This is a genomic window from Rhodospirillales bacterium (assembly GCA_016712595.1).
Taxonomy (GTDB): domain Bacteria; phylum Pseudomonadota; class Alphaproteobacteria; order Rhodospirillales; family Defluviicoccaceae; genus Defluviicoccus.
On record JADJQT010000006.1, the window covers coordinates 1 to 21,692 of the forward strand.

19 protein-coding genes and 5 pseudogenes are annotated in these 21,692 nt (G+C 67.0%); 15 read left to right on the plus strand and 9 right to left on the minus strand.

What is annotated here, in order from left to right; all coding sequences use genetic code 11:
- The 10 genes and pseudogenes from IPK66_17830 (at position 1) to IPK66_17875 (ending at position 9,068) form a co-directional block, all read left to right on the plus strand.
- Positions 1-540 (plus strand): annotated as a pseudogene (locus IPK66_17830) (cell division protein FtsZ).
- A complete protein-coding gene (locus IPK66_17835) occupies positions 537-932 on the plus strand; it encodes a hypothetical protein (protein MBK8177046.1) in 396 nt (131 codons plus the stop codon). The pseudogene IPK66_17830 and the gene IPK66_17835 overlap by 4 nt, the downstream one beginning before the upstream one ends.
- A gap of 648 nt (positions 933-1,580) precedes the next feature.
- Positions 1,581-1,952 (plus strand): annotated as a pseudogene (bamD, locus tag IPK66_17840) (outer membrane protein assembly factor BamD).
- A gap of 794 nt (positions 1,953-2,746) precedes the next feature.
- Positions 2,747-2,929, plus strand: a complete 183-nt coding sequence (locus tag IPK66_17845) for a hypothetical protein (GenBank protein ID MBK8177047.1) — start codon at positions 2,747-2,749, stop codon at positions 2,927-2,929.
- Positions 2,926-3,162 carry a hypothetical protein gene (locus IPK66_17850; protein ID MBK8177048.1) on the plus strand — a complete coding sequence of 79 codons (237 nt, stop codon included), beginning with the start codon at positions 2,926-2,928 and terminating at the stop codon, positions 3,160-3,162. Before IPK66_17845 ends, IPK66_17850 begins: the two co-directional genes overlap by 4 nt.
- A gap of 648 nt (positions 3,163-3,810) precedes the next feature.
- Positions 3,811-6,041 (plus strand): annotated as a pseudogene (ligA, locus tag IPK66_17855) (NAD-dependent DNA ligase LigA).
- Between the two features lie 166 nt (positions 6,042-6,207).
- The gene (locus IPK66_17860; protein ID MBK8177049.1) at positions 6,208-6,567 is read left to right on the plus strand and encodes a hypothetical protein; all 360 of its coding nucleotides are present in this window, start codon (positions 6,208-6,210) and stop codon (positions 6,565-6,567) included.
- Between the two features lie 149 nt (positions 6,568-6,716).
- Positions 6,717-7,226: an AAA family ATPase gene (locus tag IPK66_17865; protein MBK8177050.1), complete on the plus strand. Its 510-nt coding sequence runs from the start codon at positions 6,717-6,719 to the stop codon at positions 7,224-7,226.
- A gap of 5 nt (positions 7,227-7,231) precedes the next feature.
- Positions 7,232-7,654 (plus strand): hypothetical protein, encoded by a 423-nt coding sequence (locus tag IPK66_17870; GenBank protein MBK8177051.1) that lies wholly within the window; start codon positions 7,232-7,234, stop codon positions 7,652-7,654.
- Between the two features lie 238 nt (positions 7,655-7,892).
- Positions 7,893-9,068, plus strand: a complete 1,176-nt coding sequence (locus IPK66_17875; GenBank protein ID MBK8177052.1) for an aminotransferase class V-fold PLP-dependent enzyme — start codon at positions 7,893-7,895, stop codon at positions 9,066-9,068.
- On the opposite strand, the gene IPK66_17880 is transcribed toward IPK66_17875, so the two are convergent.
- The 3 genes from IPK66_17880 to IPK66_17890 are packed head-to-tail and all read right to left on the minus strand — an operon-like array spanning position 9,036 to position 11,251.
- Entirely contained in the window at positions 9,036-9,851 is an 816-nt protein-coding gene (locus IPK66_17880) for a DUF92 domain-containing protein (GenBank protein MBK8177053.1), read from the minus strand. The genes IPK66_17875 and IPK66_17880 overlap by 33 nt on opposite strands.
- 51 nt (positions 9,852-9,902) lie before the next feature.
- Positions 9,903-10,370, minus strand: coding sequence for a RidA family protein (locus IPK66_17885; GenBank protein ID MBK8177054.1), 468 nt, complete (start codon positions 10,368-10,370; stop codon positions 9,903-9,905).
- Positions 10,371-10,420: 50 nt separating this feature from the next.
- Complete coding sequence (locus IPK66_17890) at positions 10,421-11,251, minus strand: shikimate dehydrogenase (protein MBK8177055.1); 831 nt, start codon at positions 11,249-11,251, stop codon at positions 10,421-10,423.
- Between the two features lie 123 nt (positions 11,252-11,374).
- Between IPK66_17890 and IPK66_17895 the strand changes: the two genes are divergently transcribed.
- From IPK66_17895 to corA, 4 genes are all read left to right on the plus strand, one after another.
- Positions 11,375-12,385 (plus strand): NAD(P)-dependent alcohol dehydrogenase, encoded by a 1,011-nt coding sequence (locus IPK66_17895; GenBank protein MBK8177056.1) that lies wholly within the window; start codon positions 11,375-11,377, stop codon positions 12,383-12,385.
- 138 nt (positions 12,386-12,523) lie between these two features.
- Positions 12,524-13,594 (plus strand): putative zinc-binding peptidase, encoded by a 1,071-nt coding sequence (locus IPK66_17900; protein ID MBK8177057.1) that lies wholly within the window; start codon positions 12,524-12,526, stop codon positions 13,592-13,594.
- Positions 13,595-13,693: 99 nt separating this feature from the next.
- Positions 13,694-14,116 (plus strand): organic hydroperoxide resistance protein, encoded by a 423-nt coding sequence (locus tag IPK66_17905; protein ID MBK8177058.1) that lies wholly within the window; start codon positions 13,694-13,696, stop codon positions 14,114-14,116.
- A 17-nt stretch (positions 14,117-14,133) separates the two neighbouring features.
- Complete coding sequence (gene corA / locus IPK66_17910) at positions 14,134-15,210, plus strand: magnesium/cobalt transporter CorA (GenBank protein ID MBK8177059.1); 1,077 nt, start codon at positions 14,134-14,136, stop codon at positions 15,208-15,210.
- A gap of 119 nt (positions 15,211-15,329) precedes the next feature.
- On the opposite strand, the gene IPK66_17915 is transcribed toward corA, so the two are convergent.
- The 6 genes and pseudogenes from IPK66_17915 to IPK66_17940 form a co-directional block, all read right to left on the minus strand.
- On the minus strand, positions 15,330-15,812 hold the full coding sequence (locus IPK66_17915) for an META domain-containing protein (GenBank protein MBK8177060.1): 483 nt from the start codon (positions 15,810-15,812) through the stop codon (positions 15,330-15,332).
- Between the two features lie 878 nt (positions 15,813-16,690).
- A complete protein-coding gene (locus tag IPK66_17920; GenBank protein ID MBK8177061.1) occupies positions 16,691-17,149 on the minus strand; it encodes a hypothetical protein in 459 nt (152 codons plus the stop codon).
- Between the two features lie 56 nt (positions 17,150-17,205).
- A complete protein-coding gene (locus IPK66_17925) occupies positions 17,206-17,961 on the minus strand; it encodes a glucose 1-dehydrogenase (GenBank protein ID MBK8177062.1) in 756 nt (251 codons plus the stop codon).
- Between the two features lie 60 nt (positions 17,962-18,021).
- A complete protein-coding gene (locus tag IPK66_17930; GenBank protein MBK8177063.1) occupies positions 18,022-19,056 on the minus strand; it encodes an alcohol dehydrogenase catalytic domain-containing protein in 1,035 nt (344 codons plus the stop codon).
- 3 nt (positions 19,057-19,059) lie between these two features.
- On the minus strand, positions 19,060-19,479 hold the full coding sequence (locus IPK66_17935) for a cupin domain-containing protein (protein ID MBK8177064.1): 420 nt from the start codon (positions 19,477-19,479) through the stop codon (positions 19,060-19,062).
- Between the two features lie 164 nt (positions 19,480-19,643).
- Positions 19,644-20,642 (minus strand): annotated as a pseudogene (locus tag IPK66_17940) (alpha/beta hydrolase).
- A 118-nt stretch (positions 20,643-20,760) separates the two neighbouring features.
- Here IPK66_17940 and IPK66_17945 point away from each other — a divergent pair.
- Positions 20,761-21,660: pseudogene (locus IPK66_17945) on the plus strand (LysR family transcriptional regulator).
- Positions 21,661-21,692: the final 32 nt, after the last annotated feature.

Sequence of the window (21,692 nt, forward strand, 5' to 3'; positions counted from 1 at the left end):
AGGGGCAGCACCGCATGCGCATCGCCGATAACGGCATCGAGGAACTCAGAGCGGTTCGTCGATACCTGATCATCATCACCAAGCAGAACCTCTTTCGCGTCGCCAGCCAGGCGCACCACCTTCGCCGACGCCTTCAACATGGCCGACGACGTGCTGCACTCGGGCGTGCGCGGCGTCACCGACCTGATGGTCATGCCCAGCGATCAATCTCGACTTTGCTGATATCCGCTTTGGTGATAGGCGAAATGGGCAAGGCGATGATGGGTGCCGGCGAGGGCCACCGGCGGCAACGCGCCCTCGACGCGGCCGAGGCGGCGATCTCAACCCGCTGCTCGACGACGTCTCGATGAAGGGCGGCAGCACGGCGCCGCTGATCAACATCACCGGCTCAATGGACGCCGACTCTGTTCGACGTCGACAGAAGCCGCCAACCGCGTCCGTTCCGAGGTCGATCCCGACGCGTTCATCATCTTCGGCTCGACGTTCGACGAGGCGATGGAGAGTCGCATCCGCGTCTCCGTGAAGTGGCGACCGGCATGAACAGCATCGCCGCGGCGAAGCCGGATTCCGGCGACGAATGCTCCCGGCGGGGTGTCGTGCGCAGTCTCAGCGAAGCGCGGCACCCGCAGGCGGCGCGCTCGCGCGAAGCGGTGCCGGTGAAGCGGTGGCAGGCCGTTTTGCGGGCGAGGAGGAGTGGTCTGGCGACGGCGCCCGCCGCTGCCATGATCGTAGAGATGGAGCGCTGGCAGGGCGAGGCGGCAACCGCGTCACGTGAGCCGGTGTTCTACGCCACCCAGCGGAAGCCGGGCAGGCATCAGGGCACGTTCGGCGCGCCGATTTCGGTCGCCCGCCCGGTTATCAGCGATGCTCGTCCGGCCGCGGATGTTTCTGCCCCTCAGGCGCAGGACGGCGAGGTCAGCGCGGCAAGATAGCCAGCCTGTTGGCGCGCGTCATGGGCACGGCCGCGACGCGCCCGCACAAGCCGGAAGCGACGGAAAGCGACGAGGCAAGTCAGGCGCCCGCCAAGCGCCAGCCGCGGATGCAGGGCGGTGTCGGTACTCGAGGAACGGCTTCCGGCCTCGCAGGCCGAGGACGATCTTCTCGACATTCCGGCGTTCCTGCGCCGTCAGGCAAATTAAGCGCGCTGTCTGCCGACGTTTCCCGTCTGCCGACGGCTCGGCGTCGGCAGCGGGCGGATGATGGGCCCGCTAGGCGACGGCGGAAAGTGCCGTCAGACGCGGCGATGGAGGGCACCGCCGAAGGGCGGTGCTCTGTCGTTCGCTGCGGGGGAATACAGCGCGGACGGCGCAGCAAAATCGCGTCGGCGTCTTGCATCTGCGGCGCGCCGCGTGCTATAGTCCCGACCGAAGATAATCGTTCTCCCAGCAGTGGCTATTCGCCGATGTTCGGTCTGGCTTCACCAGCCGCCGCAAAACCGCTTTGCTGCCTGTTCCGCGCTCGTCGCCGGGCTGCTGGCGCTAACCGCCTGCGGCACGACGGAGGAGCCTTACGTCGACGTTCGGTCGACGGGCTCTACAATCAGGCGATGGACCGGCTTGATGGGGTGACTACAAGAAGGCGAGAAAACGTTCGATGGGGTCGATCGCCAACATCCGTATTCGAGCTGGGCGACGAAGGCAGAGCTGATGTCTGCCTACGCGTCGTATCAGGCGAACGAGTGTAACGACGCGGTCAACGCCTGCGACCGCTATATCGAGCTTACCCAGCCAACCCCCGACGTTCCGTACGCCTACTACCTCAAGGGCCTCAGCTACTACGAGCGGATTTCCGACATCCATCGCGATCAGGAAATGACCGAACAGGCGAAGCGCGTGTTCGCCGAGCTTATCAGCCGCTATCCCGATAGCGAATATGCGCGCGATGCCCAGTTGAAGATCGACCTGTGCAGCGATCACCTTGCCGGCGCGGAAATGGTCGTCGGTCACTACCAGGAGCGCGGCTTTCCAGCTCGCCTCGCTCAATCGCTTCCCGCACCGTTGTCGAGAAATATCAGTCGAGCGACCCACGTGCCGGAAGCCCTGCTGCATGACCGGGTCTATCGCGCGCTCCAGGATCGACGACGAGGCGCGCAAGACGGCGGCGGTCCTCGGCTTTGGCTTCCCGCAGTCGCAATGGTATGCCGACGCCTACGCTTCTCGTCGGCGGTGACGCGGGCAATGCATCAGCGCAACCGGTGGGGCCTCAGCCTCGGTGAGCAGGACGGGCAGCATGCTGTCCTTCTTGTCGATCCGCGACGTCGTTCTCATCGATCGTCTCGATCTCGAGTTCCCGCCGGGCCTGTGCGCTCACCGGCGAGACCGGTGCCGGTAAATCGATTCTCCTCGATGCGCTCGGCCTCGGCCTCGGCGCCCGGGCGGACGCACGGCTGGTGCGTCATGGCGCCGCCCAGGCCTCGGTCAGCGCCCGCTTCGATTCGCCCCGGCACCCGGCCCGCCATGCTGGCCGAGCAGGGCTTCGAGGCCGAGGACGGTCTCTTGCTGCGCCGCGTGCTCACCGCCGACGGCCGCTCGCGCGCCTTCGTCAACGACCAGCCGGTCAGTATCTCGCTGCTGCGCCAGCTTGGCGAAAACCCTCGTCGAGATCCACGGTCAGTTCGACAATCAAAGGCTGCTCGGTCCCGCTGCCCACCGCGCGCTACTCGACGCGTTCGGGGTGATCGAGGCGAGGCCGCCGCCTGCGCTGCCCGCCTGGCGGACATGGCGCGCCGCGTCGGAGGCACGCGCCGGTGCCGAGGCGGACCTCGAGCAGGCGCGGCGGGACGAACTATCTCCGCCATGCCTTGGGCGAGCTGGGCGAGCTTGCCCCGCAGGCGGGCGAGGAAGAGGAACTCGCCCGCCGCCGGGCGCTGCTGATGAATGCCGAGAAGCTGATCCAGGCGATCGCCGATGCGATCGCCGCGCTCGAGTGACGCCGGGCGCGGGTCGTCGTCGGCTTGCGCTCGGCGCTCCGCCACGTCCAGCGCGCAGCCCAGGAGAGTTCGACGGTCGTCTCGATGACGCGGAAGCCGCGCTCGATCGGGCGCTGAGCGAGGCGATCGAGGCCCAGGCTTTGCTCGAGCGGGTACAATCGTCGGCCGATCTCGATCCGCGCGAGCTGGAACGGATCGAGAGCGGCTGTTCGCCCTGCGGCCGCTGGCCCTAAGCATGGCGTTGCCGTCCGACGCCCTCGCTCAATTGCAACAGGACCTCGCCGCGCGCGTCGGCGCGCCTGGAAGACGGCGAGGCGGTTCTGGCGCATCGCTGCGACGCGACGAGGCAAGGCGGCGGAGCAGTTCCGCGCCGCGGCGCAAGCGCTGAGCACCCGCAGGCTGCCGCCGCCGTGCACGCTGATGCCGCCGTTTGTGGTGAGCTGGAACCGCTGCGCCTCGGCCGCGCCCGCTTCGTCACCGCGTCGAGCCGCTCGAAGAGCGCGACTGGGAGCGCCAGCCAGGACCGGGTGGCCTTCGAGGTGGCAGCCGGGCACACCGCCCGGCCCGATCGCCCGCATCGCCTCGGGCGGCAAGCTCGCGCGGTTTACGCTGGCGCTCAGGTGGTGCTCGCCAGCGCCGATCCGGTGCCGACCTTGATCTTCGATGGGGTCGACGCCGGCGTCCGCAGCACTGTCACTCGCGACGGTCGGCGAGTGCCTCGCCCGGCGCTCAGGCGGGACGTCAGGTCCTCGTGGTCACCCTCGCCGCGGGTGGCGGCGCGGCGATCACTGGTGGCGCATCGTCAAGACCGTTGCCGGCGAGCAGACGCGCACCTGCGTCGATGTCCTCGACGGCCGGGCCGCACCGAGGAGATCGCCCGCATGCTCGCCGGCGCGAAGATCACCGACGAGGCACGGGCCGCCGCCGAAAGCCTGCTCGCCGGCTCGCCGGCATGGTGCGACGATCCGCCGCCTGTCGAGGATCTGACCCGCGAGGAGGCTGAGGCCGAGCTAGCGACGCTCGCCGAAGCGATCGCCCACCATTCCGCGCCTACTATCAGAACGGCGCCCCCGAGATCAGCGATGCGGACTTCGACGCGCTGGCGGTGCGCAACGCGCGCCGCGATCGAGGCGCGCTCCTCCCGATCTCGTCCGCGGTTTCGCCCTCGCGCAAGGTCAGCGCGCCCGCCGCCGCCGGCTTCGCGGGTTCAGCGCCAAGGCGTGCTGTCGCTGGAGAACGGTTTCAGCGAAGGGGACCTCATCGACTTCATCGACGGCGTGCGCCGGTTCCTCAGAATTTGCGCGCCGATCCCGGTCAGGTGCTGGAGATGATGGCTGAGCCCAAGATCGATGGGCTGTCGATCTCGCTGCGTTACGAGGATGGGCGGTTCGTCGTCGGCGCCACTCGCGGCGACGGCTATACTGGCGAGAACGTCACCGCCAACCCCAAGACGATCAAAGGACATCCCGGCGACGATCGCGGGCGCGCCCGACGTCTTCGAGGTGCGCGGCGAGGTCTACATGACCCGCGCCGACTTCCAGGCGATGAACGCGCGCCAGGAGGAGGCGGGGGGCAAGGTCTTCGCCAACCCGCGCAACGCCGCCGCCGGCTCGCTGCGCCAGCTTGATCCGAGCGTGACCGCCGCCCGCCCCTTGCGCTTTTTCGCCTACGCCTGGGGCGAGACCAGCGAAACCCCGCGGCTACCCACGAGGCGTTCCTCGCCCGGCTGCAGGCGCTGGGCTTTCCGGTCAATCGAAGCGAAGCTCTGCCGCTCTACCGAGGAGATGATCGCCTTCTATCGCGACATCGGCGCGCGGCGGCGAAGCCTGCCCTACGACATCGACGGCGTCGTCTTCAAGGTCAACCGCATTGACTGGCAGGAACGGCTCGGCTTCGTCTCCCGCGCACCCGCGCTGGGCGCTCGCCCAGAAGTTCGCGGCGCAGCGGGCGCAGACCCTGCTCAGGGAGATCCGCATTCAGGTCGGCCGCACCGGCGTGCTCACCCCGGTCGCGGTGCTGGAGCCGATCACCGTCGGCGGCGTCGTCGTCAGCCGTGCCACCTTGCACAACGGAGGATGAGATCGCCCGCAAGGACGTCCGCGTCGGCGATCAGGTCATCGTCCAGCGCGCCGGCGACGTCATCCGCAGATCGTCGGCGTCGTCGCCGAAGCGCGGCCGGCGGATGCCATCCGTTCGCCTTTCCCGACCACTGCCCGGGTGCGGCAGCCTCGCGGTGCGCGCGGCCGGGCGAGTGGCACGGCGCTGCACCGGCGGGCTGATCTGCCCGGCGCAGGCGGCTGGGCAGCTCAAGCACTTCGTCTCCCGCAACGCCTTCCGATATCGAGGGGCTGGGCGAACGGCACATCGAGGCGTTCCGTGCCGATGGCCTGATCGCTACGCCCGGCGATATTTTTTCGCCTCCAGGGCGCACGGCGCGGCGATCGCCGGCCGCGACGGCTGGGGCGAGAAGTCGCGCGATAACCTTTGGCGGCGATCGAGGCGCGGCGAGCCATCGCGCTCCGAGCGCTTCATCTTCGCGCTCGGCATCCGCCAGATCGGCCAGGCGACGGCGCGCCTGCTCGCCCGCCACTATGGCGCGCTCGTCGCTTGGCGCGCGCGGCGATGCCGAGGCAGCGGACCCGGAGAACGAGGCATGGCGCGAGCTGGTCGCCATCGAGGGCATCGGCCCGTCCGTGGCCGCCGATCTCGTCGCCTTCTTCGCCAGGCCGCACAACCGCGCCGTTCTCGATGACCTCGCCGGCGAGCTCACCGTCGAGCCGTTCGTCGCCGCGACCACGACCGCCTCGCCGCTCGCCGGCAAGACCATCGTCTTCACCGGCACCCTCGAGCGCATGACCCGCAGCGAAGCCAAGGCCCGCGCCGAGGCGCTGGGCGCCAAGGTCACCGGCTCGGTCTCCAGAGCACCGACTACCTCGTCGCCGGCACCGACGCCGGCTCGAAAGCTCCCAAAGCCGCCGCCCTCGGCGTGTCCGCGCTCAGCGAAGCCGAATGGCTGACCCTGATCGGCGAGGGTAGGGCGGATAGCAAGCTCTGCGGCGCGACTGGCCGAGTCTGCTTTATCCCAGGAGGGTCGATTCAGCCCTTCTTGTGAGGAAGGTCCGCTATCTGCTCATCTGCGAGCGTGGTAGGTCGGAATAGCCCACTTGGGCGTATTCCGACGCAGGTTCCAAATACGCCCAAGTGGGCTACCGCGCTTCATTCGGCAATGATCAATGGCGAGATGTAACACCGCTTGTGCGTGAAGACAAGGCTCGTGAATGGCAGATGTGAGTGAGAAGTTGGCGTCGAAATTCGTAAAGGCGCGCCGCTACGCCAATTTTGGCGCTTGCGTTAACAAGGTTTGTGTAAGAGGTTTTAGGGGAATTAAATGCGATATGGAATTCGAATATCCAGTTACTGCGATAACTGGATTAAATGGTGCAGGTAAGAGCACGATCGGCCAGCTTCTTTTATGTGCGCACAAGAACCTCTCAACCGCAGAAGATTACAAGAGGTTCTATGTCAAAGATTTTTTTCCTGTATCAGTGGCGGACCCGAAGCCATTTGAAGATAACTCCAGTGTAGAGTATCGCTATCAAACAAATACCCCCAGCGAAGATCAAGCTCTCACACGGTAAGCCGGGCCGCAAAGGAATGGAGCGGATACAAGCGACAACCCGAAAAAGCCTCAATTTACGTCGGGCTCACGTTCTATCTACCCAAGGTGGAGCGGAGAGACCTAACGATATACAGCGCCAAGCAGATTACCCTTTCAGAAAGAGCAGAAGTGGAAGATGGGAAGAAGTGGGCGTCGAGTATACTCGGCAATAACTATGACGAGGTTTTCTTTCAGGGAGTAGAAAGCGCCACACGTAAGGCCGAGCTTGGAATGGCGCGACGGCTCTATGCCGTATATTCTGAGAACAACATGGGATTCGGGGAAGGGCGTGTTATCCATACGATCCGTCTCCTTGAGAGTTGCCCTGTTCAGTCCCTAGTTATCCTGGAGGAGCCTGAAACCAGCCTCCATGAGTTCGCCCAATATGAGTTTACAAAATATCTGATGGACGTCAGCTTTCGGCGTGGCCATCAAGTTATATTCTCAACTCATTCCTCGGCGATGATCCGCGCATTGCCCCCCGAAGGGCGAAAGATGCTTGCGCGCGACAGAGATGGCGTCAAAGTATATGACCGCCTATCGTCAATCCATCTGCGCAATACCCTGACTGAAGGGAACGACGGCCACCTGATTGTTTGCGTTGAAGATACTTTTTGCTCAATCTTCTTGGGGAGATAATCAAAATGAAACGTCCGTCTCTTCTGAGGCGGACAAAGGTACTACCATTCGGTGACGCAGAGGCAGCCAAGGGCGCTGTGACCATTTTACGAAAAAGCGGTGTTAAAGCTATTGGCGTACGAGATGGGGATCAACCGGAATTGGATGCGGAAAAGATATACCGCCTTCCAGGTTCTATTGCCCCGGAAAAACTGGTATTCCTCTCCGATCAAGGAAAGGCGGAACTCCTGAAAAGTTATGAATTCGACCTCGATCAACGCCTTACCGCCCATCCAGAGACGAACCATCACGACTACTCAAGAGAGGCGGCTAAGGTGACTGGATCATCCAGGGAGGTGCTTGAAGCAGACTGCATCAGGGCGTTCTTGCAAGCGCAGCCCGATGATTGGGGCGCCACACTCGTGGAAAGAATAGAGGCTGAGGCCTAACCAACCGAGGGCTTTTCCCTCGTTGAGACCTCTGCCACGACAACCCTCCCCCCGGTCTCGGGTCTTCCGGCCTACGGGTCTTTGGACGCTCCCGACTGCATTGCAGACACAGCCAGCGTCCGCTTCACGCCATCGGCGATCGTCGCTATTGGCGACGAACTGCCGCTCCAGGACGTGATGATCCCCGCCGTGGCTGGGTGCTTGCTTGCGGGGGCGAAGGTGGGCCACTCTGCACCTAATGATCGGTGATCCTGAGATTGACTTTCCTGACCTCGCCAGCCAGCACTGGCTGAACTGCGCGCATCAGGGCCCGCTGCCGGCGTGCGCGCGGGCGGTGGCCGAAGAGGCGGTGCGCTGGAAGGCGCAGCCGTGGGAGCTGACCTCCGCGCGGTTTGCGGGCGTGCCGGCGCGGCTCAAGGCGGCGATCGGCCGGCTGATCGGAGCGGCGCCCGAGGAGGTCATCCTCGCCAACGGCGCCTCCTACGGCCTTCATCTCCTCGCCAACGGCATCCCCTGGCAGGCGGGTGACGAGGTGCTGGCGATGGAGGGGGATTTTCCCACCGACATCCTGCCGTGGACCGGGCTCGAACCGCGCGGCGTCACCCTAAGGCTGCTCGCCCCGCGCGGCCGCGTGCTCGATGCCGGGGAGATCGCCGCGGCGATCGGCCCGCGCACCCGGCTGTTGTGCCTGACCTTCGTGCACTCGTTCTCGGGCTGGGCGATCGACCTTGCCGCGATCGGCGCTGTCTGCCGGGAGCGCGGCGTGCTGTTCGTGGTCAACGCCTCGCAGGCGCTGGGCGCCCGGCCGTTCGACGTTGGCAGCGCGCCGGTCGATGCGGTGGTCTCGGTCGGCTGGAAGTGGCTGTGCGGACCCTACGCCACCGGCTTCTGCTGGATGCGCCCGGAGCTTCTCGGCCAGCTCACCTACAACCAGAACTACTGGCTGTCGGTGCTGAGCGCCGAGGACCTCGGCCGCGAAGTCCTCGACCTTATTACCCCGCGCGGCGATCCCGGGGCGCGACGCTACGACATCTTCGCCACCGCCAATTTTTTCAACTTCGTACCATGGACGGCGGCGATCGAATTTCTGCTCGAACGCGGGATCGAAGCGGTCGCCGCCCACGACCAGCGTCTGGTCCAGCGGTTGATCGACGGCCTCGATGGCGATCGCTACCGGCTGCTCAGCCCGCGGGCCGGCCCCCAGCGCAGCACGCTGGTGTTCATCGCTCCCCACGAGCGGGCGCAGACCCGCGCCATCGCCGATGCGCTCGCGGGCGCGCGCGTGCACGTCGCGGTGCGCGCCGGCGCCCTGCGCCTTGCTCCGCACCTTTACAACACCGAGGCCGACATCGACGCGGCGCTGGCGGTCCTGAACGATCACTCAGCCGGCGGCGAGGGAGAGCAGCGCCCATAGGCCGAGGCCGGCCAGCGCGCCGCAAAGTGCGGCGACGGCGTTGACCACGTCGTTGTCGATGGCGGGATGGCCGCGGATCAGTGTGCTCGGCCCGCCGCAGTGGCGCGGCGTCTCGTTGCGTTCCCCGCAGATGCGGCAGGCGTAGAGCGCCTGCGCCGAGGCACCGAGCGCGCTGTCGGCGAGTGAGCCGAGCAGCCCGGCGCCGGCGCCGATCGCCGTCCATCGCAGCGGCGCGCCGGCGGTGAGGCCCGCGCACAATCCGATCGCCGCGCCGCCGAGCAGGCTGGCGACGGTGCCGAGCGCGGTGATGCCGCCGGAGAGCCCCACCTCGATGCGCCGGCCGGTGAGGATCGAGCGCGGTGCCTGCCGGCTCAGCGTGCCGATTTCGCTCGCCCAGGTATCGGCGGTTACCGCCGCCAATGTCCCGACCAAGGCCGCTCCCCACCCGGGCCAGGGCAGGAGGGCGCCGGCCAGCGCGAGCGCGGCGGCGAGGCCGCCATTGGCGAGGACCTGCGCGGCGTCGCGGCGGTCGCCCTTGACGGCTTTTTCCGCCGCCCGCCGTTTGCTTGGCGCGGAGAGGCGGCCCAGCAGGGTTGAGGAAACGAAGAAGAAGACGAGCAACAATCCGGCGGCAAAACCGCCGGCGCAGAACACCAGCGCACCAACGGCAGTGGCGGCGACGGCTCCCGAATTCGAAAGGGAACCGCGCCGCCAGGCGATCGCGGCGATGGCGATGGCGATGGCGACGCCCAGCGCCGCGCTCAGGTCAGCCGGTGCCGACATCGGCCGGTGTGAGGTTTGCCGGTGTGAGGTTTGCCGGTGTGATTTTTATCGTCAGGCGACCTCGAACATCGCTTCGATTTCGACGGCGGCGTTCAGCGGCAGGGATGATGCGCCGACGGCGAAACGCGCGTGGCGCCCCGCCGGGCCGAAGACCTCGACCATGAGTTCGGAGGCGCCGTTGATCACCTTGGGGTGATCGCTAAAGCCGGGGCCGGCCTGCACGAAACCGCCGAGGCGGATGACCCGCCGCACCCGGTCGAGATCGCCGTCGCAGGCTGCCCGGGCCTGAGCCAGCAGATTGAGACCGCACAGGCGCGCGGCCGCCGACCCCGCCTCGACGCTGACCTCCGTGCCGATGCGCCCGCAGCAGGCCACGCTGCCGTCTTCGATCGGCAATTGACCCGAGACGATCAACTGACTGCCGACAAATACGAACGGGAGGTACGATCCCGCCGGTGACGCAGCCGTTGGTAGAACGATGCCCAATTGCGCCAGTCGTTCATCGATTTTCGCGCGCATTCTTGCCCCATCACTGTCCGATCTCGTCGTGCGGTTAAATCACCTCGTTTCTATGTGGTCTCTGCCATCGCCGTGCAAAGGGCCCGTTCCAGAATTGCGAGATCGGGCGTCCTGCCGGTGTAGAGCTCGAACTGGCACGCCGCCTGGTGAAGCTGCATGCGGAGTCCGGGAATCGTCCTGCATCCGGCCGCTTCGGCGTCGCAAAGAAGCTTCGTGCGGATCGGCATCGGTACCGCATCGAACACGATCGTCTGCGGGCGCAGCGCCGTCGGCGGGATCAGCGATGAGGTAGGATCATGAAAGCCGACGGGCGTCGCGTGGGCGATCAGATCGAACGGCTGCGTCGTTTCCGGCATCGTCGCCAGGGCCGCTGGCGCGCCGGCGAATTCGCCGCCCATCTGCAGGGCGAGGGCGCGGCCGGCGGCCTCGTTGCGATTGAAGACGCTCACCGTGCAGCCGGCGTGCTTCAGTCCCCAGGCGATGGCGCGCGCACCGCCACCGGCACCGACGACGGCGGCGGTGCGTCCGGCGGGCTCGAAGACCTCGCGAAACGCGCGCAAGGCGCCGATCCAGTCAACGTTGTGGCCGGTCAGCCGCCCGTCGTCGTTGACCACGGTATTGACCGCGCCGATTGCCCGCGCCTCGTCGGTGAGTGCGTCGAGAAACGCAGCGATGCGCAGCTTGTGCGGCATGGTCACGCCAAGACCGCGTATTCCGAGCGCGCGCATCGCCGCCATCGCGCCGGCGGTGTCCTCGGTGCCGAAGGCGACGTAGACGTAATCGAGGCCGAGCGCCCGGTAGGCGGCGGTGTGCATGGCGACGCCGAAACGGCCCGGACGACCAGCGATCGAGCCGCAGACAACAGGCCGACAGCTTGGCACGGTGCGATATTCTCCCCAGCTGCGAAGAACTATGATCGCACGTCGCCGTTCCGGCAAGAGTCGGGCACACCGTCGCGCGATACCGAGGCTGAGATTGGGACCGAAATTAAGGAGAAATCGTCCATGTTCGTTTGGGAGATGCGTCAGGCTTTTGGGCTTGAACACCTGAAGAAGTCCGAGCGTGCCGACCCCGTGCCCGGCCCGGGCCAAGTGCTGCTGACGATGCGCGCGGCGTCGCTGAACTATCGCGACACCCTCGTCGTGCGCGGTGGCTATGGCCCGCGTTATACCCTGCCGCTGATCCCGGTGTCTGACGGCGTCGGTGAAGTGACGGCGGTGGGCGAGGGGGTCAGCCGGCTCAAGCTTGGTGATCGCGCCTGTCCGATTTTCTTTCCGAGCTGGATCGGCGGCCCGGCGACGCCGGAGAAATTCGCCCTCAGCCTCGGCGGCGATATCGACGGCATGCTGGCGCAGAAGGTCTGCCTTCCGGCCGAGGTCGTTTGCCGCGTGCCTGTCCATCTGAGCGACGAGGCGGCGGCGAGCCTTCCCTGTGCCGGCGTTACCGCCTGGAGTGCCGTCATCGGCCAGGGCAAGGTCGGCCCGATGGACACCGTGCTGATCCAGGGCACCGGCGGCGTCGCCCTCTTTGCCCTGCAGTTCGCCAAGGCGGCCGGGGCGCGGGTGATCATCACCTCGTCCGACGACGGCAAGCTCGAGCGGGCGAAGACTCTCGGCGCCGACGAGACGATCAACTACCGGACCGATCCCGACTGGGATCGCCGGGTGAAGGCGCTGACTGGCGGCGACGGATGCGATCACATCGTCGAGCTTGCCGGCACGCTGGAGCGCTCAATCCGCGCCGCCCGCATCGGCGCCACGCTCAGCCTCATCGGCGTGCTCGCCGGCGCGCGAAGCGAAGTGACGCTGCCGCTGGTCGTCATGCGCAACCTGCGCCTGCAGGGCGTTACTGTCGGATCGCGCGACGATTTCGAAGACATGGCGCGGGCAATCGAGCGGCACCATATCCAACCGGTGATCGATCACACCTTTGGCTTCGATGCGGTGCAGGACGCTTTCGCCCACTTCGAGGCCCAGCGTCACTTCGGCAAAGTCTGCATCCGCATCAGCGAGTGATCTTCCCAGGCTTCTGCGGCAGCGCCCGGAACTATCCATCGGCGGTTTCGTTTGAACGCTGCTGGCGTCGGGTGGGGCACGCCGCTCGCCCGGTCATCAGTTCTTTCGCTTAATCCGGCGAGTATCAGGTCTATATCCATGAAATTGTTTGCGTGCCAGAACTGTGGTCAACTCGTTTACTTCGAGAACACGCGCTGCGAGCATTGCCAGGCGCCGCTCGGCTTTCTGCCCGAGATCATGGCGCTGACCGCCCTGAGCCGTGCGCCTGACGGGAGCCTGAGCACCTTGGCCACGCCGCCGCAGGCGGTCCGCTATTGTGAGAACGCCGTCCACAATGTCTGCAACTGGCTGCTGCCGGTAAACGCGGAACAGACGCTGTGCCGCGCCTGCGCCTTGAACCGGACCATTCCCGATCTCACCAATGCCGATCACGTCGATGCCTGGCGGCGGCTGGAGGGTGCCAAGCACCGCCTCGTCTATGCCATCTTGCGGCTGCGCTTGCCGCTGATCGTCAAATCCGCTGACGTCACCCGCGGCCTTGCTTACGATTTCCTCGCCGATCCGGACCCGACATTCCGCGAGAGCGCCAAGGTTATAACCGGGCATGACGACGGACTGATCACCATTAACATCGCCGAGGCCGACGATGCCGAGCGCGAGAAGCACCGCCAGAACATGGCCGAGCCCTATCGCACCCTCCTTGGTCACTTCCGCCACGAGGTCGGGCATTACTACTGGGACCGGCTGATTCTCGACGGCGGGCGGGTCGATTCCTTCCGTCAGATGTTCGGTGACGAGCAGCAGGACTACACGGAAGCGCTGGAGGTCCACTACCGCGACGGGCCACCCGCCAACTGGCGCGAGCGGTTCGTCAGCGCCTACGCCAGCACTCATGCCTGGGAGGACTGGGCGGAAACGTGGGCCCACTACATGCATATCGTCGATACCCTGGAGACGGCGCACGCCTTCGGCATCCGCGTCAAGCCGCGCGCCGTCGGCGATCCGTCGCTTGACGCGGTGGTCGACTTCGATCCCTACGGCGCGGCCGAATTCGACGATCTGATCGACGTTTGGCTGCCGCTGACCTACGCGGTCAATAGCTTGAACCGCAGCATGGGCCAGCCCGACCTTTATCCGTTCGTACTCGCGCCCGCGGTGATCGATAAACTTCGCTTCATTCACGGCGTCATCGACGAAGTGCGGACATAGCTGTCGCGCTTGGCGTTACCATCTGTTTGAGGCGGGCCCGGGCGTGCGTCCTGCCGGCCGTGGCGAGCCGCTGAACCAACCGGGATTGGAGATCAAGGGATGAAGATCGCATATACGACCAAGGCAAGCGCCACCGGCGGTCGCGATGGCCGCGCGAAGACCGCCGACGGCACGCTCGACGTCAAGTTGACGACGCCAAAGGAACTTGGCGGCGGCGGCGGCGACGGCACCAATCCTGAGCAGTTGTTCGCCTGTGGCTATTCCGCCTGCTTTCTCGGCGCGCTGAAGTTCGTCGCTGGCAAGCACAAGATCCGCATTCCTGAAGACGCCTCGGTTACCGCCACCGTCGGCATCGGTCCGCGCGACGACGGCGAGGGTTTCGGTATCGACGTCGGCCTTGCCATCGCCCTGCCGGGGATCGACAAGGCGCAGGCTGAGGATCTCGTCGCCAAGGCGCACATCGTCTGCCCGTATTCGCATGCGACCCGCGGCAACATCGACGTCCGCCTCACCGTCGTCTGACGGCGGTCCCCGCTGAAATGAGCGCAGGCGACGACGGCCCCCACGATAGCTTTCGGGATTTCCCCCGGGAGAGTCCCTGGAACGATGGCGGCAATGACGGCGGCAACGATGGCCAGCCGGACCCGGGGGCGGTCGTCGCCTGTTGCGGTTACGAGAGCGGCCGGCGCGTCGCCGACCTCGATATCTCCCGCTGCGGTGAGTTCTGCGATCGCGACGGGCGCTTCGTCTGGGTCGGGCTGCGCGAGCCACCGCAAGACCTGCTGCGCGGCCTGCAGCGGCAGTTCCAGTTGCACGACCTTGCGATCGAGGACGCCTTTCGTGCCCACCAGCGCCCGAAGGTCGAGGTTTACGGCGATTCGGTGTTCATCGTCCTGCGCACCGCGCGCCTGATCGGCGAGGCGGTCGATTTCGGCGAGACCCACGTCTTCGCCGGCAAGGGCTACGTCATCTCCGTGCGCCACGGCGATACCTCGTCCTACGGCGAGGTGCGCGCCCGCGCCGAGGCGATGCCCAAGCTCTTGCGCCACGGCGAGGACTTCGTCGTCTACGCGATCATGGATTTCGTCGTCGACAACTATACGCCGATCGTCGATTCGATCGAACGGCAGGCGGATGACATCGAGGACGCGGTGCAGAAAAGCTGTGCTGGCGCCGATACCGTCTGGCGCATCGCCGCCCTGCGCCGCGACCTTCTGCACCTGCGGCGGGTGACCGCGCCGCTAATGGACGTATGCACGCGCCTGCGGCGGATGGAGGTGCCGTTCATCGACGCCGAGATGCGCCCTTACTTCCAGGACGTGCACGACCATGTCATCCGGGTGAACGAGAGCATCGATATCCTGCGCGACATGCTCGATCAGACCTTCGATACCCACCTGCTGCTCGCCGCCAACCGCCAGGGTGACGTCATGCGCCAGCTCGCCGGCTGGGCCGCCATTCTCGCCGTGCCGACGGCGATCGCCGGCATCTACGGGATGAACTTCGACGTCATGCCCGAGCTGCACGTAGAGTGGGGCTATCCGGTGGTGCTGGCGTTCATCGCCGTGAGCTGCGTTGTCCTTTACCTGTGGTTCAGGCGCATCGGCTGGCTGTGATCACCGGCGGTCGTGGCCGGCCGCCGCCCGGGAGCGAAAATCGAGAGGGGCGCCGCCAAGCCTAGCCCTGGGCCAAGCCTAGCCCTGGGCCAAGCCTAGCCCTGGGCCCGGCCCCGGGCCTAGAGCGGCGCCGGCGTGCGCGACAGCGCCACCGTCTGCGTCCCCGCCGGGCCAAACAGCAGCAGCACCTGCTCGTTGGCCTGGAAGCTGCGTACGCTTTCGAGCGCGCTCAAGAGCGCCGCCTCCTGAGCCATGATCGCGTCGTCGCACGCCCGGCGTGTCGATGCCAGCGGGCCGATGAGCATGCGCCCGCCCTCGATGCCGATGGCGCCGGAGAAGGTATTGCAGCCGCCGTCGCCGACGAGAAGGGTGGTGCTCTGGAAGATCAGCATCGATTGCGGGCTGTCGATCGCCGGCCTCCCGCCGATGCTTTGCACCGTCCAGCTCGTCCCGACGAGATCGCCACCGTCCGCCGCCGCGTTCGCACCGCTATCGCCGTCCGTGGCCGGCGAGGAACAGCCGGCGAGCACACCCGCCAGCACCGCGGCCGCAACGAACGCCCGTCTACGCCCGCCGCGCGCTGCCAATCCGCACCCTCGCATCGATCCTCCCGCACCCGCACCCAACGATGCTACCCCCCCACCGCCACGACGTCGAGCCAAACTACCCTATATGAGGGAGAATGATGATGTCGCGGGCGTGGGAGGGCGATGGTCGAAATTAGGAGAGGTGACGGATGGAAATCGCCATTCGCGTCGAAAGTCGAATGCGGGAAGCGACCTCCGCTACGACTGCAACGGGATCTAAAGCGTCATCGTACGCCGGAATGACCGAGGCCCGTTCCGAGTCAACGTGAAGACGATCAAGCGTTGCGCTTAGCTGCTCGAGCTGCCTCCCGTAATCCATCCGGCGAAGCCACTTTCCCGTCGCGTTGTAGGTGCTCTCTGGAACCCCGCGCGCGTGCGTGTGTTTGCTTTCCGTCTGCGATGGAGCGACCCGCATGCCGAAAAAGCATCCGAACACAGATCGCTGGGGCGGCCCTGGGGCCTGCGACCAAGCCCCCTCCCGAGCCGGGTCCGGCTTACCCTGAGGGCGCGGTAAGTACCAACCCGCGCGTCAGCATGCGGTCCGGCGGTGGCGGCGAGCGAGACGAGAAGCACAGCCATGTGGATACCATGCGCTCGTCGAAGTCGCACGCGACCGACGGTGCGAGTCCAAGCAATCTCGATCGCGCCTTTCGCGAGAACCGCTCGCGCCGGGATCGGGGCCGCCGACGCGCACGGCCGAGGGTGAGGGCGACAAGGGGAACGGGCAGGGGAAGGTCGACGGGTCTGAAAACGACGCGGCCTGATCATGCTCCGCTCCGGCGTGATCGCTTCGGAACTCGAAAGCGATCACCCGTGACGGCGGCCGACTAGACTCCTTGGCAGCCGCGCGACCGCTCAAGATGTGCCGTACGCTGATTGCGCGAAACGGCTGTTCAGCCACCCGTCGCGGCTCGATCGATCGAAACCGTGACGGGTCGCCCGCCCGCGAGCGCGGACACGTCGCCTTCAATTCGGCCCAGTGGGACCAGCCCCGGCGAATGATGCCCGTGTCCGTAGAAGATCGCGAGGTTGCCCCACGGTGCGTAGAAGGCGACGTCGCCCGCCCGGGGGGTAATTGCGTCGGGCGCGCCCTCGCGCGTCAGCCGGCGCGGCAGATCGGCGATCTTCTCGTTGCCGCCGAAGTCCTTCAGCGTCAGCTTCAGGGGAAGTTGCGCGAGGAAGTCGCGCGCGGCCGGCGTGTCGTCGATCCGGGCCGTCCAGCGACGGTCGCCGGAGACGATCTCGATGGTAGACACTGTCGGTCTCCTGTTTTTGCCGACGTCTGGCGGAGTGGCATCGGCTTTCGCCGGTGTGTCGGACGGCTCGGCTCGTCCGCAGCCGGCCGATCCCATCAGCGCCGTGCTGAGCATGATGCACGCGATCCAGCGCGTAACGTCGCGCGGCCGGTTCACAGCGACCAGCCACCGTCGACGACCACCGCCGAGCCGGTGACGAAGCCGCCCAGGTCCGAGCTCATCCACAGCACCGCCTCTGCAATCTCGTCCGGCTTGCCGAGCCGCCCAACCGGCTCCAGGACGATCGCCTTCTGGATGTCGCCCCCGGTGAAGCGGTCCATCATCGGCGTTTCGATGTTACCGGGCAGGATCGCGTTCACCCTGATGTTACGCTTGGCGTAGTCAAGCGCGGCGGACCGCGTTAGGCCGATCAGCGCATGTTTGGACGCGGTGTAGGCCGCGCCGCCCTCAACGCCGCGGATGCCCGCACCCGACGAGGTGTTCACCACCACACCGCCGCCTTGACGTACCATCTGCGCGATCTCGTGCTTCATGCACACGAACGTGCCGCGCAGGTTGACGCCGATGATGCGGTCCCACTCCGCCAGCTCGATCTCGTGAAGCGGCGCGGGCTTGTTCTCGACGCCCGCGTTGTTGAAGGCGATATCGAGCCGGCCGAAGCGCTCGACCACTTGCGCCACGGCGGCCTCGACCTGCTCGGGCGCCGACACGTCGCAGACGATCGCCAGCGCTTCCGCCCCGGCGTCCCTCACAGCCGCCTCCGTGTCCTTCAGCCCGTTCGCGGTCCGGTCGAGGATGGCGAGGCGTGCGCCCTCGGCCGCAAAGGCGATCGCGGTCGCGCGGCCGATGCCGCTGGCGGCGCCGGTGACGAAGGCCACCTTGCCGGTGAATCGATCGGGTCTGGCCATGATATTTCCTTTCTGTTCAAGCTTTCGGATGTGTTCGGGCGGCGTGCCGTCTCGCTCGGCCTAAGGCAGGATCAGCACTTTCAACGCTTCGCGCTCGTTCATGGCGCGGTAGCCGTCGGGCACGCCGTCGAGGTCGACCGTGCGATCGAACACGCGGCCGGGCTGGATACGGCCCTCCATGATGTCCGGCAGGAGTTCGTCAATATAGGCACGGGTGGGCGCGGGGCCGCCGGCGACGATCACGTTCTGGAAGAACATGGGCTGCGCGCCCGCGATCGCCTCATAATGAGGGACGCCGACCCGCCCGACCGCGCCGCCGGCGCGGACGATGCTCATCGAGGTCTCCATCGCCACCCCGGTGCCGACGCATTCGAGCACGGACTGCGCGCCGAACCCGCCGGTCAGCTCGCGCACGCGCTCGACCGCCTCCGGCCCACGCTCGCTCACCACGTCCGTGGCGCCGATCTCCTTTGCCAGCGCGACGCGGTCGGCATGGCGGCCCATGATGATGATCCGCTCCGCGCCGAGCCGCCTGGCGGCGATGACGCCGCAAAGGCCGACAGCGCCGTCGCCGACCACCACCACCGTGCCGCCGCGGCGCACCCGCGCCGTCACCGCCGCGTGGTGGCCGGTGCCCATCACGTCCGACAGGGTGAGCAGCGAGGGCATGAGCGCGTCGTCCTCGCCCACATCGAGCGGATAGAGCGTCCCGTCGGCGTTGGGCACGCGCAGCGCCTCCGCCTGCGCGCCGTCCAGGCCGGTCCCATTGCCGAAGAAGCCGGCGTGAACACACGAGGTGTGCAGCCCTTCCTCGCAGAACACGCATGCACCGTCAGAGTCCGCGAACGGCATGATCACGACCTGGCCGCGCCTGATCCGCCGGACCTCGCTGCCAACATCCTCCACGACGCCGATTGCCTCGTGGCCCATGCGCTGGCCTTCTACATTCGGCCCGCCATTGTAGGGCCACAGATCGCTTCCGCAGATGCAAGCGCGGGTGATGCGGATCACCGCGTCGGTAGGCTCCACGATCGCGGCGTCGGGGACGGTGTCGATCCGGACGTCGTGCGCCCGGGGCATGATGGTCGCGCGCATGGTTTACCTTTCGGGTCGGGTGGCGGGTCCGGCGAGGTACTCCTCGTCCGAGACGTGCTCCATCCAGGTCACGGGCGAGCCGTTCAGCGACTCCTGGATGGCGATGTGGGTCATCGGCGTCGTTGCCGTCGCGCCGTGCCAGTGCTTCTGGTCCGGCGGGCACCAGAGCTGGTCGCCGGCGTGGAACTCGATCTTCGGCTCGCCCTCGACCTGCGTCCAGCCGATGCCCTCGGTGACGAGCAGCGTTTGTCCGAGTGGGTGCTTGTGCCAGGCGGTGCGGGCGCCGGGCTCGAACCGAACGATGGCGCCGCCGACGCGCGACGGCTCCGGGCGCTGGAACTGGCCGGTGATGGTCACGACGCCCGTGAAGTTCTCCGCCGGGCCTCGCGCCGTCTTCAGGTCGACCTTTCGGATGTATTCCATGCGCACGGCTCCTTGCTGCGGCGGGTTGGCGCGGGATGCCTGCTGCGCGTGGGCCGCGAGCGGCAGCGCCAGCAGGAGCGCGGCGAGCAGCTTAATGTTCATGGCTGCTCTCCGGTTCATGCGAGGTGAGTGCGGAAGAAGGCGTCGAGCTTGTCGGAATGGGATCAGGTCGACCCGTCGTAGAGGTCGACGTGACCGGCGTTCGGCACGACCAGCAGCTCCTTCGGGTCGGCCGCGAGCCGGAAGGCTTGTTCGCTGAACGCTCGCGAGTGCGCGCGGTCGCCGGTCACGAACAGCAGCGGCCGCGGCGAGATCCAGTCGAGGTGGTCGAACGCCGAGCCGAGCGCCATTGGCGCGTGGCTCGTGCGCAGGAACGCCGTGGTCGCACGCGGGTGGCTCCCTCGCGGCGTGCGGTAGTAGTCGAAGAACTCCCCGGTCGATCGCGGTCGAGTCCGTCGTCAGCCGCTCGGGCGTGCCGGACGCCATCAGCGGGGCCGCGCCGTCGACCTCCGCCCAGCGCTGGCCGCGACCGCATCGAGTTTGCGCCGGAAGGCCGACAGGTCGAGCCGGTCCGCCAAGCCCTGCCGCATCGCCTGGCCGATGTCGTACATCGCGACGGTGGCGACGGCCTTGATGCGCGGGTCGACCTGCGCGGCCGCCAGCCCGAAGCCGCCGCTGCCGCAGACGCCGAGCACGCCGATGCGCTCGCGATCTACGAACGGCAGTCGCCCCAGCTGGTCGACGCCGGCGCTGAAGTCCTCGACCAACGCCTCGAACGAGGCAGTGCGGTGCAGCTTGCCGCCGCTCTCGCCGACATAGGACGGGTCGTGAGCGATAGCCACGAAGCCGCGCTCGGCCATAGTTTGCGCGTAGAGTCCCGACGCCTGCTCCTTCACCGCGCCGAACGGCGTGCCCACCACGAGTGCGGGATGCCGCCGCGACCGGTCCCAATTGCGCGGGCTGTACAGGTCCGCGACAAGCCGAATGCCCAGCCGATTGGTGTAGGCGACCTTGCAGTGGTCAGCGCGGTCGCTCCTGGGGAAGGTTTTGTCCCAAGCATCCGTGCCCTGCGCGATCGCCGCACCGCCCGGCAGCGCCGTCGCGCCCAGGACGGCGGCGGTCGCGCCCGTGAGCTTGAGCAGGCTGCGCCTGTTCAAGCGCACACCGGAACGTCAGTGACGGTCTGCATGTCTCGCCTCCTTTGCTTGAAACGATCTAGGCGTCCGGCGCTGTGTCGATTAGACGTAACAACACGCATGTTCTTGTGAACGAGCGTCAGCAATGCCCCGCGACCCGATCGCCGACCTATCCGCTTTTCTTTCCGTCGCGCGCGAACGAAGCTTCCTCGCGCCGCCGCCCGGCTCAGCGTTTCGCCGTCGGCGCTCAGCCACGATCCGCAGACTGGAAGAGCGGCTGGGCGTCCGCCTGCTCACGCGAACGACGCGCAGCGTGTCGGCCACCGAGGCGGGCGAGCGGCTGCTGCGAACGGTGGGGCCGTACCTCGACCAGGTCGGCGCGGAGCTGGAAGGGTTGAGCGATCTGCGCGACAAGCCTGCCGGCACCGTGCGGATCACCGCCGGAGACCACCCGGCCGAGACGATCCTGACCCCCGCCCTTGCCAAGCTCCTGCCGCGCTACCCCGACCTTCGCGCTGAGGTCGTGGTAAGCAACGGCCTGGTCGACATCGCGGCCGAGGGGTTCGACGCCGGCGTGCGCTTGGGCGAGACGCTGGCGCTGGACATGGTGGCGGTCCGCATCGGGCCGGAGCTGCGGATGGCGGTAGTAGGCTCGCCGGACTACCTCGCTGCGCGCGGTACGCCTTCCTCGCCCGACGAACTGGCCCGGCACGACTGCATCGGCCTGCGCTTCCCCACCCACGGCGGGGTGGCAGTGTGGGACCTGGAACGGGACGGCCGCGCCCTCAACGTCCGGGCGGAGGCGCGCATGGTGGTCAACGACTCGCGGCTCCAGCGCGCGGCGGCGCCAGCCGGCGCCGGGCTGGCGTACGTCATGGAGGAGCTGGTCCGGAGCGACCTCGCCGCCGGTTCGCTGGTCCGCGTGCTGGACGACTGGTGCCCGCCCTTCCCGGGCTACCACCTCTACTACCCCAGCCGCCGCCAGCTCTCGCGGGCGATGGCTGCAGTCGTCGACGCGCTACGTTACCGGGATGATACATCGTAAGTGGTTCGCGTTCCGCAGCGTAATCAGGTGCC